Source organism: Brevundimonas sp., assembly GCF_032017145.1.
GTDB lineage: Bacteria > Pseudomonadota > Alphaproteobacteria > Caulobacterales > Caulobacteraceae > Brevundimonas.
In genome coordinates, this window is the sequence record NZ_DALZQC010000074.1 from 1 (window position 1) to 17664 (window position 17664).

Annotated in this window: 18 protein-coding genes, 1 tRNA gene and 1 pseudogene; 7 read left to right on the forward strand and 13 right to left on the reverse strand. The window is 68.4% G+C overall.

Annotated features, from left to right (window positions below; translation table 11 throughout):
- The 4 genes and pseudogenes from RTU05_RS12335 to RTU05_RS12350 form a co-directional block, all read left to right on the forward strand.
- Positions 1-307, forward strand: a pseudogene (locus tag RTU05_RS12335) (ABC transporter permease); the annotation flags it as partial.
- On the forward strand, positions 304-942 hold the full coding sequence (locus RTU05_RS12340; protein ID WP_312598676.1) for a YdcF family protein: 639 nt from the start codon (positions 304-306) through the stop codon (positions 940-942). The pseudogene RTU05_RS12335 and the gene RTU05_RS12340, both read left to right, overlap by 4 nt.
- Positions 943-1674 carry a lysophospholipid acyltransferase family protein gene (locus tag RTU05_RS12345; RefSeq protein WP_312598678.1) on the forward strand — a complete coding sequence of 244 codons (732 nt, stop codon included), beginning with the start codon at positions 943-945 and terminating at the stop codon, positions 1672-1674.
- Positions 1675-1699: 25 nt separating this feature from the next.
- Positions 1700-2488, forward strand: a complete 789-nt coding sequence (locus tag RTU05_RS12350; protein WP_312598680.1) for a MipA/OmpV family protein — start codon at positions 1700-1702, stop codon at positions 2486-2488.
- 21 nt (positions 2489-2509) lie between these two features.
- Here RTU05_RS12350 and hisC read toward each other — a convergent pair whose 3' ends face one another.
- The 6 genes from hisC to rhuM are packed head-to-tail and all read right to left on the reverse strand — an operon-like array spanning position 2510 to position 9805.
- Positions 2510-3607: a histidinol-phosphate transaminase gene (hisC, locus tag RTU05_RS12355; protein ID WP_312598682.1), complete on the reverse strand. Its 1098-nt coding sequence runs from the start codon at positions 3605-3607 to the stop codon at positions 2510-2512.
- Positions 3608-3621: 14 nt separating this feature from the next.
- Entirely contained in the window at positions 3622-4308 is a 687-nt protein-coding gene (locus tag RTU05_RS12360; protein WP_312598684.1) for a hypothetical protein, read from the reverse strand.
- On the reverse strand, positions 4308-5363 hold the full coding sequence (locus tag RTU05_RS12365) for a DUF2125 domain-containing protein (protein WP_312598686.1): 1056 nt from the start codon (positions 5361-5363) through the stop codon (positions 4308-4310). The genes RTU05_RS12360 and RTU05_RS12365 overlap by 1 nt, the downstream gene beginning before the upstream one ends.
- A 48-nt stretch (positions 5364-5411) precedes the next feature.
- Positions 5412-5885 carry a Cys-tRNA(Pro) deacylase gene (gene ybaK / locus RTU05_RS12370; protein ID WP_312598688.1) on the reverse strand — a complete coding sequence of 158 codons (474 nt, stop codon included), beginning with the start codon at positions 5883-5885 and terminating at the stop codon, positions 5412-5414.
- Positions 5886-5888: 3 nt separating this feature from the next.
- Positions 5889-8744 (reverse strand): ATP-dependent DNA helicase, encoded by a 2856-nt coding sequence (locus RTU05_RS12375; protein WP_409411625.1) that lies wholly within the window; start codon positions 8742-8744, stop codon positions 5889-5891.
- Positions 8741-9805, reverse strand: coding sequence for a RhuM family protein (gene rhuM / locus RTU05_RS12380; RefSeq protein ID WP_312598691.1), 1065 nt, complete (start codon positions 9803-9805; stop codon positions 8741-8743). The genes RTU05_RS12375 and rhuM overlap by 4 nt, the downstream gene beginning before the upstream one ends.
- A gap of 151 nt (positions 9806-9956) precedes the next feature.
- On the opposite strand from rhuM, the gene RTU05_RS12385 reads away from it, so the two are divergent.
- The 3 genes from RTU05_RS12385 to RTU05_RS12395 all read left to right on the forward strand — a co-directional run bounded on the left by RTU05_RS12385 (position 9957) and on the right by RTU05_RS12395 (position 13712).
- Positions 9957-12386 (forward strand): ligase-associated DNA damage response DEXH box helicase, encoded by a 2430-nt coding sequence (locus tag RTU05_RS12385; protein ID WP_409411626.1) that lies wholly within the window; start codon positions 9957-9959, stop codon positions 12384-12386.
- Positions 12383-13135 (forward strand): ligase-associated DNA damage response endonuclease PdeM, encoded by a 753-nt coding sequence (pdeM, locus tag RTU05_RS12390; RefSeq protein ID WP_312598695.1) that lies wholly within the window; start codon positions 12383-12385, stop codon positions 13133-13135. Before RTU05_RS12385 ends, pdeM begins: the two co-directional genes overlap by 4 nt.
- A gap of 106 nt (positions 13136-13241) precedes the next feature.
- Positions 13242-13712, forward strand: coding sequence for a hypothetical protein (locus RTU05_RS12395; protein ID WP_312598697.1), 471 nt, complete (start codon positions 13242-13244; stop codon positions 13710-13712).
- A 6-nt stretch (positions 13713-13718) separates the two neighbouring features.
- Here the strand turns inward: RTU05_RS12395 and RTU05_RS12400 are convergent, their stop codons facing one another.
- The 7 genes from RTU05_RS12400 to RTU05_RS12430 form a co-directional block, all read right to left on the reverse strand.
- Positions 13719-15026 (reverse strand): sorbosone dehydrogenase family protein, encoded by a 1308-nt coding sequence (locus RTU05_RS12400; RefSeq protein WP_312598699.1) that lies wholly within the window; start codon positions 15024-15026, stop codon positions 13719-13721.
- Positions 15023-15448 carry a DUF2231 domain-containing protein gene (locus RTU05_RS12405; protein ID WP_312598701.1) on the reverse strand — a complete coding sequence of 142 codons (426 nt, stop codon included), beginning with the start codon at positions 15446-15448 and terminating at the stop codon, positions 15023-15025. Before RTU05_RS12405 ends, RTU05_RS12400 begins: the two co-directional genes overlap by 4 nt.
- 274 nt (positions 15449-15722) lie before the next feature.
- Positions 15723-15866, reverse strand: a complete 144-nt coding sequence (locus RTU05_RS12410; RefSeq protein WP_312598702.1) for a hypothetical protein — start codon at positions 15864-15866, stop codon at positions 15723-15725.
- A 42-nt stretch (positions 15867-15908) separates the two neighbouring features.
- Positions 15909-15985, reverse strand: a tRNA-Arg gene (locus RTU05_RS12415).
- A 220-nt stretch (positions 15986-16205) separates the two neighbouring features.
- Complete coding sequence (locus tag RTU05_RS12420; RefSeq protein WP_312598703.1) at positions 16206-16676, reverse strand: hypothetical protein; 471 nt, start codon at positions 16674-16676, stop codon at positions 16206-16208.
- A complete protein-coding gene (locus tag RTU05_RS12425; protein WP_312598704.1) occupies positions 16673-17260 on the reverse strand; it encodes a response regulator in 588 nt (195 codons plus the stop codon). Before RTU05_RS12425 ends, RTU05_RS12420 begins: the two co-directional genes overlap by 4 nt.
- Positions 17261-17264: 4 nt before the next feature.
- Complete coding sequence (locus RTU05_RS12430) at positions 17265-17609, reverse strand: hypothetical protein (RefSeq protein WP_312598705.1); 345 nt, start codon at positions 17607-17609, stop codon at positions 17265-17267.
- Between the last annotated feature and the right edge of the window lie 55 nt (positions 17610-17664).

Here is a 17664-nt window from a genome sequence, read left to right on the forward strand (position 1 = left end):
GGACGTGATCCAGACCCTGAGCCTGAACGGGGCGACGGACGGGCGGATCGCCTGCCTGTTCCAGCGCCGATTCGGCCTGCTGGCGGCCGGCGCCGGCGCCATTGGGGCGGGGCTGGCCGCGATCCTGGTCGCCTTGCTGCGGCTGCTGGGGGGATCGGGCGGCCTGACGGCGGCCCTGCCTGTGGCGTGGGGCGACCTGTTGCTGCTCTCGCCATGCCCGCTGCTGGCGGCTACGGTTGCGGTTCTGGCCGCGAGATTCGCCGCCATGCGGCTGTTGGCTTTGGGCGCGAGCGGGGGGGACGCATGAGACTGTTGAGCGTCGTCTTCATCGCCGGCCTGATCTGGCTGGTCGGCCTGTTCGCCTTCGCCCACCGGGTGCGCGAGCTGACGCCCGCCGAGGATCCCGCCCGCGCCGACGCCGTCGTGGCCCTGACCGGTCCGTCGTCCGAGCGCGTCAACGCCGCCATCCGCCTGCTGGAACAGGGCAAGGGCGAGCGGGTGCTGATCTCGGGCGTCAACCGCGAGGTGCGCCGTCGCGAGCTGCGCGAACTGACCCCCGGCTCCAGCCGCCTGTTCAACTGCTGCGTCGATCTGGGCTTCGAGGCCGAGGATACGGTCGGCAACGCCCAGGAGATCGCCGCCTGGGCGCGGTCCAAGGGCTATCGCAGCCTGATCGTGGTGACGTCCGACTATCATATGCCGCGCTCGCTGGTTGAGATCCGGGGCCAGGCGCCGGGGGTCAAGCTGACGCCCTACGCCGTCTCGACCCCGTCGCTGGACAATGCGCGCTGGTGGCGGGCGGCGGTGACGGCGCGGCGCATGACGCTGGAATATATGAAATACCTGGCCGTCCTGGGGCGCGAGGGCGTGCGTCGCCTGACCCGCGAGCGGCCCGCCGCCGCGACGCCCGTCCCCGCCGCCGAAGAAAAGGCCCCCGCCTAAGTGACCCTGCTGCGCTCCCTCCTGTTCACCGCCTGGCTCTATCTGTCGATGCCGGTCTTCGCCGTCGGCCTGTCGCCGGCGCTTCTGATGCCGCATCGGTTCGCCATGGGCGTCATCAGGATGTGGGCCAGGACGGTGCTGTTCGGCCTGCGCTGGATCGCGGGCGTTAAGGTGGAGTTCCGGGGGTTGGGGAACCGTCCGTCCGGCGCCGCCCTTGTCGCCTCCAAGCACCAGGGGATGCTGGACATCGTGGCCCTGCTGGCGGTCCTGCCCGACGCCTGTTTCGTGATGAAGAAGGAGTTGATGCCCCTGCCCTTCTTCGGCTGGTTCGCCTGGAAGACCAAGATGATCGCCGTGGACCGCGCCGGTCACGCCAAGGCGCTGAAGGACATGACCCGCCAGGCCAGGGACCGTCTGTCAGAAGGCCGGCAGATCGTCATCTTCCCGGAGGGCACGCGCAACGACCCCGGCGTGCCCGGCGATTACAAGCCCGGCGTCGCCGCCATCTATCGCGATCTGGAAGGCCCCTGCTGGCCCGTGGCCACCAACTCGGGCGTCCATTGGCCGGCCCACGGCTTCCACCGCCATCCCGGCGTGGTGGTGTTCGAATTCCTGGAGCCGATTCCCGCCGGCCTGAAGCGCGGCGCCATGATGGCGTTGCTGGAAAGTCGCATCGAGACGGCTTCGTTGGGATTGCTGGAGCCAAAGGGGCGCCCCGAACGTATCGGGTGACCTGAATTCCATTCGAGGAGAACCCATGTCCCTGCGCTTCCTGGCCATGACGGCCGCCATCGCCGCCACGGCCTTCGCCGGTTCCGCCTTGGCCCAATCGCAGCCGTACGAACAGGTCCGGCCCACCGCCGAGGGCTGGACCGTCGATCTGGGGGCCGGGGTGCTGTATCGTAACGACAGCAATGGCGACACCGGGTCCAAGACCACGGTCGCGCCGTGGATTTCGGCCAATTACCGCGACATCGTCTATCTGACGCCGATCGATGGTCTGGGCTGGAATGTGGTCAAGACCGACGATTTCCGCGCCGGGGTGCAGGTTCGCCCGCGCTTCTCGGCCGATGATATCGAGGGACTGGCGCTGGACCGTCCGGGCTTCGGCGCCGATCTGGCCGCCTACGCCTTCAAACGCCTGCCGGGCAACGTCGTCGTCGGCGGCCGCATCAGCCGCGACATCAGCGACGTCAGCGAAGGCACGGAATACTACGCCTCCGTGGGCCATCAGCGGGTCACGCCGGTCGGACTTCTGAACGCCTCGGTCTATGTGCGCGGCGGCGACGCCAAACTGGCCGACGCCTACTATGGCGTGAACGCCACCGAAGCGACGGCCAACGGCATCGCCGCCTATTCGCCGGGCGGCGGCCTGCAAGGCGCCGGCGCCAGTCTGATCCTGCTGGTTCCGATCGGCGACAAATGGGGCGCGGGCGGTCTGCTCAACTATGAACGCCGCCTCGGCGACGTCGCCGACAGCCCCCTGTCCAGGAATGACGACGCCATCCGCACCGGCGTCTTCATCGCCCGTCGCTTCGGCGGCTGACGACGAAAAGGCGGCGACCGGTCAGGTCGCCGCAAACTCACTGAGCGCGTCGATCACGGCGCGGTTCTGATCTTCAGTGCCGATGGTGATGCGCAGGCCCTGGGGCAGGCCATAGCCGCCGACCGGGCGGACGATGACGCCCTTGGTGTTCAGATAGTCGTTGGCGGCGGCGGCGCGTTCAGCGTCGTCGAACAGCACCAGCACGAAGTTGCCGGCGCTGGGCAGGACGTTCAGCCCAAAGCCGCGCAGGGCCTGGGTCAGGCGCGGCTTCCACGTCGTGATCAATTCACGCGACGCCTCCTGGTGCGCGGTGTCGGACAGGGCGGCCGTCGCCGCCTCCAGCCCCGGAACCGAGACGTTGAACGGCAGGCGGATGCGGTCGATGGCCTCGGCCACCGCGACCGGCGCATAGCCGAAACCGATGCGTAAGCCCCCCAGGCCGTGGATCTTGGAGAAGGTGCGGGTGACGACGATGTTCTCGGCGTCCTTGGCCAGCGGGAAGGCGGTTTCCCAGTCGGCCTCGGTCACATATTCCGCATAGGCTTCATCCACCACCAGAATGACGTGCGGCGGCAGGGCGGCGTGCAGGCGGCGGATTTCCTCAGCCGTATTGTAGCTGCCGGTAGGGTTGGACGGGTTGGAGACATAGACGATCTTGGTCCGCTCATCGACCTGGGCCAGCAGAGCGTCGACCTCGGCCTTGAAGTTCGGCTCGGGCGCCAGCTTGACCTGGGCCTCGCAGCCCAGGGCGCTGATGCGGTAGGCCAGAAAGCCGTACTGTCCGCACACGATATTGTCGCCCGCCGTCAGATAGGTCTGGTTCAACAGGGCGAACACCTCGTCCGACCCATTGCCGAATATCAGCCGTTCGGGCTCCAGCCCATGCAGTTCGGATACGGCGTTCCGCAGCTTCGTCGCCCGGCCGTCGGGATAGATGTGGATGTTCCTGACGGCGGCCTCATAGGCGGCGCGCGCCTTTTCGCCCGCGCCCAGCATGTTCTCGTTGGACGACAGCTTCATCGGCTCGGCGACGCCCGCGATGGACGACTTGCCGCCGACATAGGGGGCGATGTCGAGGATGCCGGGCTTGGGCGCGGGGCCGTGGGTCGCGTCGGTCATGGAAAGCCTTGATCTCAGAAGATGGGGGCGGCGCCGATGACGCCGTTCAATCGGCCGGGCGCGGTCTTGAGCCGCCCGTCGTCGGCCTGCACATAACCCGTCATCACGAACAGCTTCAACCCGCCCGCCGCCGCCAAGGGGTCGGCGATCAGCCCCGCCTCGCCCAAGGCCTCCACGATCTTGGTCTCGGACCAACCGCTGTCGGTGACCCAGAAGCTGCGGTCGTCGCCGCTGGGGCCGGATGTCCCCCTGGCCACGACGAACGCCTGGGGCCGACCGAGCCGGTCGTCCGGCAGGGCGGCGACGATGCGAAGGTCCGGCCGCGCCAGCAGCCGCCCCCACCACGGGCGGTCGGACGACAGGTCGATCACGGCGCGCGATCCCGAATCCGCCGCCTTCAGCGCGTCCTCGGCCGACAGGGGACGGATGCCCAGGCCGAACCGATCCGTCGCCAGGGCCTGGGCCACGCCGCCGCTGGCGACCAGGGCCGGGCCGGTCGCCGCCTCCAGCCGCCCCCAGACGGTCTTGATCACGGCCGCCTCGACCGGCGACATACCGTCCAGCAGCGCGCGCAGGGCGATGGCGGCGGCGTCCAGCCTGTCGCGCGGTCCGGCCGCGATGCGCGCGGCCACGGCGCGGACCACCGCCCGGTCCAGCGCCAGCAGGTCCTCGTCCATTTGCGGTTCGTCCAGCAGGGTCATCAGAACAGCTTGGGCGCCGGGGCCAAGGGGAAGGGCCCCAGCCAGGTTCGTCCGTCCCGGAACACCAGCGTCAGCGGCAGTTGCTCCTGTCCCGTCGCCTGGGCCGCGCCGGCGGCGGCGGCCGCCCCCGCCGCGCCGATGCGATTGACCGGCCCCTGGCGCGTCGCCATCAGGCCGGACAGGGCCGGCAACGGCTTTTGCGCCTGCAGTTCCACCTGGCCCGTCAGCCGGCCGTTCGCGTCGGCCTTCAACAGGTCGCTGGTCAGGGTGGCGCGGCTGTCGCCCGCCTGAAGATCGCCGCGCACATCGCGGAAGGCGCCGCCGGCCCTGGTCCAGGCGGAAAAGACGCCGGCGGCGTCCCCGCCGGTCTTCAACAAGCTGGCCCGGCCGATCACGGCCTCCAGCTGGGTCGTCAGATAGCCGTCCTGGGCGAAACCCTCGACCGGTCCGTCGGCGCGGCCCTGACCGCCGACCAGACGGAACATCACGTCGACATCATCGGCCGGCGCGGTGGAGCCTTCCAGATGCGGGCGGGCGTAAAGCTCGATCCGTTCGGCGCGGGCGATGGGGAAGGGTTCGGCGCCGGTCTGGGTCGTGAAGATCGGATTGACCATCTCGAGCGCCAGATTGGGCCAGCGCTGGTCGATGCCGCTCGCGCTCATGCGGATGGCGTCGCCCTTGACCGCCACCTCACCCTTTCCGGCGCGGGTCAGGACCAGCCCCTGTGGCGCCGCCACCACCCATTTTGTCGGCTGATAGGCGTTGGCCTCGGCCGTCAGCTCTGGCGCGGCCAGGGCGTGGCCCGACGGCATGCCGATCACTAGTCTATCCAGCACGACGTGGGTGCGGAAGGGCCAGCCGGTGATGGTCTTGTCGTCGTAGCGCACGGTCCAGCCGGCCTGGCGAAGGGTCTGGACCTGGGTCTCCAGTCGCGCATCGATCTGGCGCGTCAGATAGAACCACCAGCCGGTCCACCCCGCCAGGACGATCAGCACCAGGATGAAGGGCGCATACAGGCCCTTGCGGCTGTGTCTCGCGGGTGGGGTTTCGGTCATGCAGGCTCCGGCGTTCGTCGTCCTATACCGCAGTCGGACGACGGGTTTCTAGGCGGTCAGATCGGCCATTACGGCGTCGGCCGCGCGCCGGGCATCCTCGGGCGCGATCTCCAGCAGCAGGCCGCGTTGGCCGGCGTTGATCAGGATGCGGTCGAACAGGATCGCCGTCTCGTCCAAGGCGGTCCTGACGGCCTTTCGCTGACCGAACGGGCTGACGCCGCCGACCTTGAAGCCGGTCAGCCGTTCGGCGTCGGCGGGCTTCATCATCTGGGCAGACTTGGCGGCGAAGACGGCCGCCAGCTTCTTCATGCTGACCTCGCAGTCGGAGGGAACGACGACGCAGGCCGGCGCGCCGTCCACCAGGGTCATCAGGGTCTTGAACACCTGTTCCGGCGCCCAGGCCAGGGCTTCGGCCGCCTGCAATCCGGTGCGCGGCGCCTCGGGATCGTAATCGTAGGGGTGCAGGAGGAAGGCGACCCCGGCCTTGGTCAGGGCGACGGTCGCGGGCGTGGTCTTGGACATGGCTCAGGCCGGTTCGGGGTTCAGGAAACTGCGCGTCAGCTCGACCGCATCGGCCAGACCCATGCGCTGAACCTCGGTTCCCGGCGGCAGGCTGGCGAACAGGCGGGTGGGGGTGGCGGCGTCCAGCATCAGAAACACGCCCTTGTCGTCGCCGCGCCGGATCAGCCGGCCGAACGCCTGGGCGATGCGGGCGCGAGCCAGCGCATCGTCATAGCCCTTGCCCCCCAGCCGTTCGCGCCGCGCCTTGTGCAGCAGGTCCGGGCGCGGCCACGGCACGCGGTCGAAGGCCAGGACGCGCAAAGACCGCCCCGGCACGTCCACCCCGTCGCGCACGGCGTCGGTGCCCAAGAGGCATGAGTTCTCTTCCACCCGGAACATGTCGACCAGGGCCCCGACCTCCAGCGGATCGACGTGCTGGGCGTAGAGCGGCACGCCCGAACGCGCCAGGTCCGGCCCCAGCCGCTCATAGACCGCCTTCAGACGGCGGATGGCGGTGAACAGGCCCAGCCCCCCGCCGCCCGACGCCAGGAACAGTTCGCGCATCGCCGCCGCCGTCTGGCGCGGATCGTCCTTGACCAGGTCGTTGACGACGATGACCCGGCTGTTGGCGGCATAGTCGAACGGGCTTTCGACCTTCAGGGTGCGCGGCGGCTCGATCAGCCGCGCCGATCCGGTGCGCAGCCGCGCCAGGTCGAACGGATCGTCCTGCAAGGGATCGGACAGGGTGGCGGACGTGACCAGCACCCCGTGCGACGGCGCGATCACGGCGGCCTCCAGCGGCACGGTCGGGTCGATCCAGTGGCGGCGCAGGGCCACGTCGTGAATGCGGCCGAACGCGGTTTCGGCCGACAGCCAGTCGACGAAATCGGGATCGGGCTGATCCCCGCCGTCCTCCAACGCCGCCAGCATGGAGCGCCACCCCGGCAGGGTCATGCGCGCGCGCCGGTCCAGCCCTCGCAAGGCCCCCTCGATACGCGACCGCTGCGACCCGTCCAACTCGGCCGCCTCGTCGTCCAGAATGTCTTCCAGATGCCGCGACAGCGCCAGAAGCGGCGCCTCGATGGCGGCCAGGGCCTGGGCCGCCGCCCGCGCGGTCTCCGCCACCGGATCGGTCACGGGTTTCAGCGCGCACTCCATGCCGAACTCGGGGCCGCCGTACGTATTGGTCTCGGCCGTGCGCGCCCGCAACTGATCCAGGGCGGCGGCCAGGAAGGCCTCGATCGGACCGATGGGATTGACCTCGCCCGAGGCGGGCGCGACCCGACCCGACACCCCGTCGCCCGGCAGGGCGGCGGCGGCGCGGATGGCGTTCTGCAATGCCTTCAGCGCCGCTTCGTTGTCATTGACCATGTCGCCCAGGCGCTGCTCCAGCCCGCGCCCGCGCCGCCCCCGCCCCTCCGGCCCGCGAATCCAGCGACGCAGCTCCGCCGCCTCCTGACCGGACAGACAGGCGGAAAAGGCGCTGTCGGCGGCGTCGAACAGGTGGTGGCCCTCGTCGAAGACGATCCGCTTCAGGGCCGCCGTCTCGCCGTCCTGCTTCTGGCCCCGCGCCGACCGCGCGCCATCGAACGCCGCCTGGGTCAGGACCAGGGCGTGGTTGGCGATGACCAGGTCGGCGCGACGGCTGGCCCGGATGGTCTTCTCCACGAAACAGGTGCGGTAATGCGGGCAGGCGGCGTGGACGCACTCGCCCCGCCGATCCACCAGATTGGCCGCCCCCGCCGCATGGGCCGCCGGCTGGGCGAACAGGCCGGGCAGCCAGCCGGGAAAGTCCCCGCCCGTCATGTCGCCGTCTCGCGTCTGCAGCGCCCAGAGCCCGACCAGCGCCAGGCCGATCACGTCGCCGTTCCCCAACTGGGCCGCCGGAACCATGTCCTGCAGGTTCAGGACGCACAGATAGTTTTCGCGCCCCTTGCGGATCACCGCCTTCTTCTTGCGCTCGGCCGGATCGGGCCACAGCGAATGGCTCTCGCGGTCGATCTGGCGCTGCAGGGCGCGGGTATAGGTCGAGATCCACGCCGCCCCCTGGTTCCGCTCGGCCCACAGGGAGGCGGGCGCCAGATAGCCCAGGGTCTTGCCGGTGCCGGTCCCCGCCTCGGCCAGCAGGACGCGGGGCCGACCCTCTTCGTTGCGCGGCGAAAAGGCGAAGGCGGCCTCGGCGGCGTAGTCGGACTGGCTGGGCCGTGTCTCTTCCAGGCCCGATGCCTGAAGCAGCTTCTCCAGACGGATGCGCGCGCTCTCGCTGTCGACCGGGGCCGATCCCGCCTCGCCCCGCGGCGCCTCGTCCTCCCACTCCGTCAGGCGCGACCAGACGTCGAGACCCGATCCGCGATGCTGGCGCGCCCGCACCCCGCCCGCCTCCAGGGCCTGCACCACACGTGCGCCCCAGGCCCATCCGGCGCGCTGCATCGTCAGGGCCAGCCCATAGGCCGCCTCCCGCTCGGGATAGGCCGGCTGCCCCAGTTCGCGCAGCAAAACACCCGCCGCCTCGCGCAGCGCCCCCGCCTGTTCCTCCGCCGACTGCGGCTCGGCCAATCTCAAAGCGAGGGCCAGCCCAGTCGGCGACGGGGCGCAGAACCGGGCGGGCCGCACGAAGGCGTAAAGCTCCAGCACATCCATCAGGTCTGGCGACCGTGGCGGCGGCGTCAGGCCCAACCGCCGCGCCGTCAGGGACGCATGGGCCACCAGAACCTGCCCGGTGGTGAAGAAGCCCTCAGCCGCCCCACGCCCGATCTTTCTGGCCCCCGCATCATCGCACACGGCCCCCGCGCCCGGCGGCGTCGCCAGTGCGGGCGGCAGCCCCACCCACGGCTCGACGCAGGCCAGGCGGGTTTCCACGCCGGTCGACTGAGCAATCACTTTGTCCGCTTCTTGTCCTTGATCCTCTTGGCGATTTGACGAAGTTGCGCCTCGCCGGCCTTCTCGGCTTCCAACCTTTTGCGGTCTCGATAAGCCTTGATTTCCTTCGACGCATGAGCCGCTGCGTAGGCGTGGCTGACCGATGTCGCCGCCCCGACAGGTTTAAGAGGCCGGCCATCAAGTTTTATCAGATCGCGCAACCTGGACTGAAACTCCACAAGGGTAGTCATTCGGCGCTGCTCGACCTGACTGTCGAAAAATTCCAGCATCAAACTGGTGATATGGTTCAGCGCCTTGATCTCTGTCTCATGCATCAAGTTCTTAGCGATACCGGCTTCCGCAACTGTTGGCGCCTTGCCTTTAAAGCTCATGACGCCTGCGGCTTCCTTGCGATGATCGACGCGTTCGACGACCAACTCGCTAGCGGTCTTCTGCAGCACGGCCCAATGTAGAGTGTTCTGAATGTCCGCGAAGAACTCGGCGTGCTGTTTTCGGTCGTTTGGAACATAGTCCGCGCAGAAGGTCGCCAACTCCAGAATACGTGTCCACATCCGTTTCTCGGAAGACCGAATGTCCCGGATGCGGTCGAGCAATTCGTCGAAGAAATCCCGCCCCGTCGGGTTCTTCAGGCGCTCCTCATCAATGACGAATCCCTTGGTGAGATAGGCCATCAGCACCTGGGTCGCCCATATGCGGAACGTGGTGCCGAGCCGGGAACTGACGCGGTAACCCACGGCAATAACGACATCGAGACTGTAAAGGTTGGTGCGGTAGGTCTTACCGTCTGCGGCAGTTATCCAAGATTCTTGGACAACTGAATCGGCCGACAATTCGCCCTCCGCGAATATGTTCTTAATATGGTTGCTGGCGCTGCGGACATCGACGCCAAACATATGCGCCATCTGCGCCTGGGTGGCCCAGAAAGTATCGCCCAGAACTCGAAGTTCTGCCCTGACGCCATCCTTAGCGACGTAGACAAGGAACCGATCGCCGGTGTCGCCGTCTTCTCTAAGCGAGACCGGACCGATGGGCGCGGAATCAGGCATGTGAACATCGCTCATGGCTAAAACGTATCATCAGAAAGAGCGAAACGGAACGGGAACATGCTATATCCCGTCCGTGACGACCGCCGCCACTCCCGCAACGCTTCCGCCCCTGTTCGCCGACTGGTTCGCCAGCCGCGGCTGGTCGCCTCGGCGGCATCAGCTGGAGATGGTCGCGGCGGCGGATGCCGGGTCGCACGCCCTGCTGGTCGCCCCAACCGGCGGCGGCAAGACGCTGGCGGGGTTTTTGCCCAGTCTGATCGATCTGGCGGAGCGGGGGCCGAGGCCTGAGATCGGGCCGGGATCGGGGGTCCACACCCTCTATCTGTCTCCGCTGAAGGCCCTGACGACCGACGTCGAGCGCAATCTGATGACGCCGATCCGCGAGATCGGGCTGAACATCCATGTCGAGACGCGCACCGGCGACACCAAACAGTCCAAGCGCCAGCGCCAGCGGGACTTTCCGCCCGACATCCTGCTGACCACGCCTGAACAGCTGGCCCTGTTCTGCGCCTGGGAAGGGGCGCGAGCCTATTTCGCCGACCTGAAATGCGTGGTGCTGGACGAGGTGCACGCGATCTGGAGCGGCAAGCGCGGCGATCTGCTGTCGCTGGGCCTGGGCCGGTTGCAGAGCTTTGCGCCCCAGATGCGGCGGGTGGGGTTGAGCGCAACCATCGAAGACCCCGATCTGATCCGGGGATGGTTGGCGCCGGGCGGAGGCGCTCTTGATGCGGTGACCCTGGTCAAGGGCGACCCCGGCGCGCCGGCCGTCATCGACGTGCTGATTTCGGAGGGGAAGGTGCCGTGGGCGGGCCACACCGGCCAGCACGCAATTCCGGAGGTCTATGCCGCCATCCAGCGCTCGACCCTGGCCCTGATCTTCGTCAACACCCGCTGGCAGTCGGAGTTCGTGTTCCAGCAGCTGTGGGCGATCAACGACGACAACCTGCCCATCGGCCTGCACCACGGCTCCCTGGCGGCGGAGCAACGCCGCAAGATCGAGGCGGCCATGGCGCGGGGCGACCTGCGGGCCGTGGTCTGCACCTCCACCCTGGACCTGGGCATCGACTGGGGCGACGTCGATCTGGTCATCCAGATGGCGGCGCCCAAGGGGTCAAGCCGTCTGGTCCAGCGCATCGGCCGCGCCAACCACCGGCTGGACGAGCCGTCGCGCGCCCTTCTGGTGCCCGCAAGCCGGTTCGAGATGCTGGAGTGCCAGGCCGCGCGCGAGGCCGTCGCCGCCAACGCCTTCGACTGGGAGCCGATCCACATCGGCACCCTGGACACCCTGGCTCAGCACGTCATGGGGGTCGCCTGTTCAGAACCCTTCGACATGCAGGCCCTGTATGACGAGATCATCGGCTGCGGCCCCTATCGCGATCTGACCTGGGAGCCGTTCGAGGAGGTGGTCGATTTCGTCGCCACCGGCGGATACGCCCTGCGGACCTATGACCGCTTCGCCCGTATCGTGCGAACCCAGGACGGGCGCTGGAAGGTGCGAAACCAGCAGATCGCCCAGCGCCACCGCATGAATGTCGGCGCCATCGTCTCGGCCGGGACCCTGAACGTCCGCGTCGCCAGCCGCCGCGGCGGCGCCTCGCGCCAGCTGATCGGCGGCCGCAAGGTGGGCGAGGCCGAGGAGTGGTATTTCGAACAGCTGACGCCCGGCGACACCTTCCAGTTCGCCGGCCAGATCTGGGCCTTCCAAGGCATCACGGGCACCGACGCCCTGGTCACCCACGCCAATGACAAGGACCCCAAGATCCCGTCCTGGGGCGGGTCGAAGTTCCCGCTGTCCACCTCCCTGGCCGACCGGGTGCGCGACATGGTCCACGACCGCGACCACTGGCGCGTCCTGCCGCCCGACGTTCAGGAATGGCTGGAGTTGCAGGAAACCCGCTCGGTCATTCCCGACGCCGAATCCATGCTGGTCGAGACCTTCCCGCGCGGCAGCCGTCATTTCCTGGTCGCCTATCCGTTCGAGGGCAATCTGGCCCACACGACCCTGTGCATGCTCCTGACCCGGCGGCTGGACCGTCTGGGCGTCGGGCCGCTGGGGTTCGTCGTCACCGATTATTCGCTGGCCATATGGTCGATCCGACCGATGGACGGGATCGACCTGGACGCCCTGTTCCAGCCGGACATGCTGGGCGACGATCTTGAGGCCTGGCTGGAGGAAAGCTTCATGATGAAGCGGTCCTTCCGCAATTGCGCCCTGATCTCGGGCTTGATCGAGCGCCGCCAGCCCGGCGCCGAAAAGACCGGCCGGCAGGTGACCTTCTCCACCGATCTGATCTACGACGTGCTGCGCCGCCACCAACCCGACCATCTGCTGCTGAAGACCGCCCGCGCCGATGCGGCGTCCGGCCTGCTGGACGTGTCGCGCCTGGGTCAGATGCTGGCGCGGATCGAGGGTCGCATCCGCCATCAGCCCCTGACGCGCCCATCGCCCTTCTGCGTGCCGGTGCTGGTCCAGATCGGGCGTGAGCGCGTGGGCGGGGACGCCGCCGAGATGATCCTGGACGAAAGCGCCGAAATCCTGATCGCAGAAGTGATGGACGACGACGAACCGGACATCGTTACGGGCGGGGCGGCATGAACGCGGCCCTGCGCCAGACCCTGGCCCCGGCGCGCCGGACCTGCGGCTCGCTGAGCGTTCGGGTTGCGGGCGAGGTCTGCGTGCTGCGCTGTTCGGGGGCGATGTGGGTTCCGGCCCACCGCACCCTGATCGTCGCCGACCTGCACCTGGAAAAGGGGTCGGCCTTCGCCGTGCGCGGCCAGATGCTTCCCCCCTATGACAGCCGCGCGACCCTTGATCGGCTGGAAGCCGAGGTCGAGGCGCTGGCGCCCGAACGGGTGGTCCTGTTGGGCGACAGTTTCCACGACACCAGGGCGGTTCCGCGCATGGCGGGCGAGGACCGGGCGCGGCTGGATCGGCTGGCGGCCGGACGCGACTGGCTGTGGCTGGAAGGCAATCACGACCGCGAGGCCCTGAAGCGTGACGCCGAGAGCGCCAACCGCCTGCCCGGCCGGATCGTCGGCGACATGACCCTGGGCGCGCTGCGGCTGACGCACGAGCCGGAGCCGCTGTCGGCCGACGGCGACCGCCATGGGGAGGTCGCGGGGCACCTGCATCCGGCCGCGCGCGTCGCCGCCTATGGTCGCGGCGTGCGCCGGCCCTGTTTCGTCACCGACGGACGCCGGATCGTCCTGCCAGCCTTCGGGGCCTTCACGGGCGGGCTCAACGTGCGCGATTCTGCGGTCGCCGATCTGTTCGCGACCCCGCCGCTGGCCGCCGCCCTGGGGCGGGACCGGGTTCACCCCCTGGCCTGGTCCGTATTGCGCTGACCCCTTGGGATTCAGTCGTTCGTGAAGCGTTCAGCACGTCGCTTCACCGCGTCTTGGGGCGCGCCATGCACAGTGGGACGGCATCGAACCCAGGGACGCCCGCCTCATGCTCACGCCGCGCCACATCGTCATGGCCGCCCGCCTTCTATTCGTGGCCGCCAGCCTGGGCATGGCGGCGCTGATGCTGGGACCATTCAAGGATCTGGAACAGGTGTTCGGCCTGAACGACAAGACCGCCCATGTGATCGCCTTCTACGGCGTGGCAAGCGGCCTGTTCCTGATCGCCCCGCGTCAGCGGCGTGACGATCTGGCCCTGTTCGTCATCGCCGCCGCCTTCGCCGTCGAATTGCTGCAGGGTTTGACGGGGCGCAGCGTCTCGATCATCGACTTCCTGGCCGGATCGGCCGGCGTCGTCGCCGCCTGGGCGCCGGGCCGTATCGAACAACTTCGCGCCGCCTTCCGACAGTCGCCCGATCTGACGTTCAGCGAGATCGCCCGCGCCGATCGCCGACTGCGTCGACGGCGCCCACAGGACGACCGGCGCAGGCCGACGCCGGTCGCAACCCTCCGCGACTGATCCGCCTCAGCCGCGCGGCGCGATCCGCCAGACGGTGTTGGACAGGTCGTCGGCGACCAGCAGGATGCGCTTGTTCTGGTCGAAGGACACGCCCACCGGGCGGCCCCGCGCCCTGCCGTCCTTCAGGAATCCGGTGGCGAAATCGACCGGCTGGCCGCTCGGCCGGCCGTTGTTGAAGGGCACGAACACGACCTTGTAGCCCGACGGATCCTGGCGGTTCCAACTGCCGTGCATGCCGATGAAGGCGCCGTTGGCGAACGGCCCGCCGAAGCCGCCGTTGCGCGCGAAATCCAGACCCAGCGCCGCCACGTGCGATCCCAGAGCATAGTCCGGCTTGATCGCGCGCGCCACCAGATCGGGCTTCTGCGGCATCACGCGCGGGTCCAGATTCTGACCCCAATAGCTGTAGGGCCAGCCGTAGAAGGCGCCGTCCTTCACCTGGGTCAGATAGTCGGGCACCAGTTGCGGCCCCAGTTCGTCGCGCTCGTTCACCACCGACCACAACAGGCTGGTGCCTGGCTCGATGGCCAGGGCGGTGGGGTTGCGGATGCCGGTGGCGATGGTGCGGCGCGCGCCGGTCGCCCGGTCAATCTCCCACACCACGGCGCGTTCTTCCTCGACCTCCAGCCCGCGCTCGCCGATGTTGGAGTTGGAGCCTATGCCGACATACAGCTTGGTCCCGTCGGCGCTGGCCGTCATGGCCTTGGTCCAGTGGTGGTTCAGGCGCGACGGCAGTTCGGTGACCCGCTCGGGCGGGGTGGCGATGCCGGTCTGACCGGGCTGGAACGGGAAGCGGACCAGGGCGTCCTGCTCGGCGACGTAGAGATAGCCGTCCACCCAGGCCAGGCCGTAGGGGGCGTTCAGCTTCTCAACCAGAACGGTGCGCAGTTCCGGCACGCCGTCGTTGTTGGCGTCGCGCAACAGGGTGATGCGGTTTCCGCCGTCGATCTTGGTGTTGCCCTGCTTCTTGATGACGCCCGCGATGACGTCCTTGGGCCGCACGGCCGGGGCCCCGCCGCCGCGTCCTTCGGCGACCAGCACGTCGCCGTTGGGCAGCACCAGCATCTGGCGCGGGATCTTCAGATCGGTGGCGAAGGCGCTGATGGTGAAGCCCTCGGGCACGGTCGGCGTCTCGCCGTTCCAGGCCGCCGGCGGGCTGATCTTCATAGCGGGCACCAGGGTCTCGTTGACCCGCGGCAGATCGGGCGTCGCCCCCTTCTGGTTCAGCTTGGGGTCGCTGGAGGAACCGCAGGACGCCACCGTCAGGGCCATGGCCAGGGTCGCGGCGCTGGCGGCCAGGATGTTCTTGTTCATCGGACGATCTCCCGATCGGCATAGGCGGTCCAACCGGCGACCAGGATCAGCAGGGTGCAAATAAGCGACAGGATCAGGCCGAAAGCGCCGACCGAGCTCCAGGCGTCCTGGCTGTGTTTGAAGGCGTTCACCAGGCCCAGGATCCAGGCCAGGGCCAGCGTCGCCACATGAACGACCCGCCACTTCGACCGCCCCCGGCGCAACGACAGCACCAGATCGACGATGGAAAAGACGCCCGCGATCCCGCCGAACACCAGGGCCAGCGCGATCGACCAGGCCGAGAAGTTCGACCACTGCATCTCGGCCGTCCGCAGATAGGCGATGTCGGTGAACAGGGCGAAGGTGAACAGGGCGACCGGAAACGCCAGCAACAGCCTGTGCAGCGGTCGGATCACCGCCCCCGAAATCTCATGGGTGTTCATGCCTGCCCTCTCCCTGTGTCAGGATGGGCTAACCGCCTGATCGCGAAATGGTTCACCGACCCGCCGAAGCCGGCCATGCGTCATTTCGCTGCGCGCGGCCTCAGGGCTCCAGCTCGATGGGCCATTGGGCTCATGACACATAGCCAGAAGAACACAGACGCCGCGAGATCTCCGACTGCGCTGTTTACAGCGGCGGTCGTCGTGACGGGCGGGCTCGCTCCGGGATTTGGGGCCTGGGTTGGATGAGGTGATCCCTTCGGCCTGAAGAGCGTCCCTAAACCCGTCCTCTGTCGTCCAGCAGCCATTGCAGCAGCGGAAGTCTGGCGAGGAGAGCGGCGGCCCCGATGTCGTCGCTGACCTGTCCCCCCGTCATCAACAGGGCGATGGTCGTGCGCCTAACTTGGTTTTCGCCCCTCAAGTTGGATTTGCTCCAACTCCGCCTTGCACCGACACACATGGATGGCGACCCCGGGAGGACTCCAACCTCCGACCTCGGCTTTAGGAAAGCCTTGCTCTATGCAGCTGAGCTACGGGGCCACGGGCGATGACCTAGCGATTTGCGGGCGCGTGGGGAAGCGGTCGGGGCGGTCGAGCGACGAAAAAGTGGGGCGCAGGTCGCAGACTGGCGACATGGGCGGCTTGTGGTTAAGGGCGATTAATCTACCAGATATCGCGGTGAACAAAGGACGAATGGGGCGGTGTCGGCGATTCGGTCCTGATTCGTTTCGCCCTTGTTCCGCCAGTTACGGCCGGTGCGTTAATCCACAGGAGGGACGTGCGCGGTCAGGGCGTTCAGGCCCTCCAAAAGGCGTTTGGATTCGGGCGTGGGCCGGCCGGCGTCGGCCAGGGTGATCCGCAGCACGCGGGCGTGGACCTCGACGGAGGGCCAGGACCAGACGCCGGCGGCGCGCATGCGGTCGGCGATTTCGCACAGGCTGAAGGCCGCTTCGAAGAAGGTCGGCACATCCAGAAAGCCGGCCATGTCGACCATGGCCGACGCGCAGGCATAGACCTGGGCCGGGGCGTCGGCCGGACGGCCGGCGCACAGTTCCTCCACGGCGTCGATCCTATTCTTCAGCAGCGAGAACACATGGTCGCGCTGGCCCTCCAGGGCCTGATTGGCGCGGGATTCGGCCTCGGCGATCAGCCGTCCGCCGGGACGGGCCATCTGACGCTGCAGCGAGGTGTGGACCTTGCGGATGATGGGCTTGGCCGGGGCGTCCGTCACAGACTGACCTTCATCGGTTTCATCATCATGTCGATGGCGTCCTGATCCATATTCTCTTCCACGGCTTCGCCCAGTTCGCCGGACAGGTCGCCCTCGCGCCGGCCGTCGCCGGTCGGCGGGCCGTAGTTGCGTACCCGGCGGTCGGGCCCGACATAGTGGGCGGCGTCGACGAAATCGCGGTCCTCGCCGCCCAGCCAGACGATGCGTTTCAGTAGAAGCGCGGGCGACAGGGGTTTGGCCACGATGAAGCTGGCGCCGCAGTCGCGGCCCTGATGCACCTTGGCCTGGGACGCATGGCCCAAGATCATGATGACGGGAACGTAGCGGGTCGGCGTCGGGGCGTCGCGCCGCAGCCAGCGCACGAACTCATAGCCGTCCATCTCCGGCATGATGCAGTCGATCAGGATCAGATCGACGGCGCGGCGGGCCAGCAGTTCGACCGCCCCTTGGGCCGAGTTGCACTTGATCTGCTCCTTGCAGCCGAAGCCCTGGACGATGGAGGCCAGCATATCCAAGGAGGTGGGCTGGTCGTCGATCAGAAGGACCGTGGTGTGCGCCAGATTGACCCGGTCGCTCTTCGTCATGACATCAGAACAGCATCAGATCGCCGGCGTCGGCCCCGGAGATCGGGCGATTTCGGCCGGCGGGGGGCCGCAGGCGGCCGGCCATGTCGGCGAGCGACACCTGGCTGACGGCGTCGGACGGGCTGGCGCCGCCGCTCAACCGCCGCAGGACGCCGGATAGGGCTTCGATTTGTTGGGTCAGGGCGTCCAGCGCCTGGGCCTGGGTCAAGGCGTTCGAACGCTCGTCGGGTGGCGCGCGCCGGACCAGATCGCTGACCAGGGTCTCGATCCCGTCGACGCCCTGGCGCGCCAGCATCAGCTCGTCGGCGACGGCGGCCAGCAGATCGGCGTGGTCGGACGGGGCGCTCATGGTCAGAACAGCTCCAGCGCGCCGGCGCCGGCCGGGGCGGCGACGGGTGCGGGCC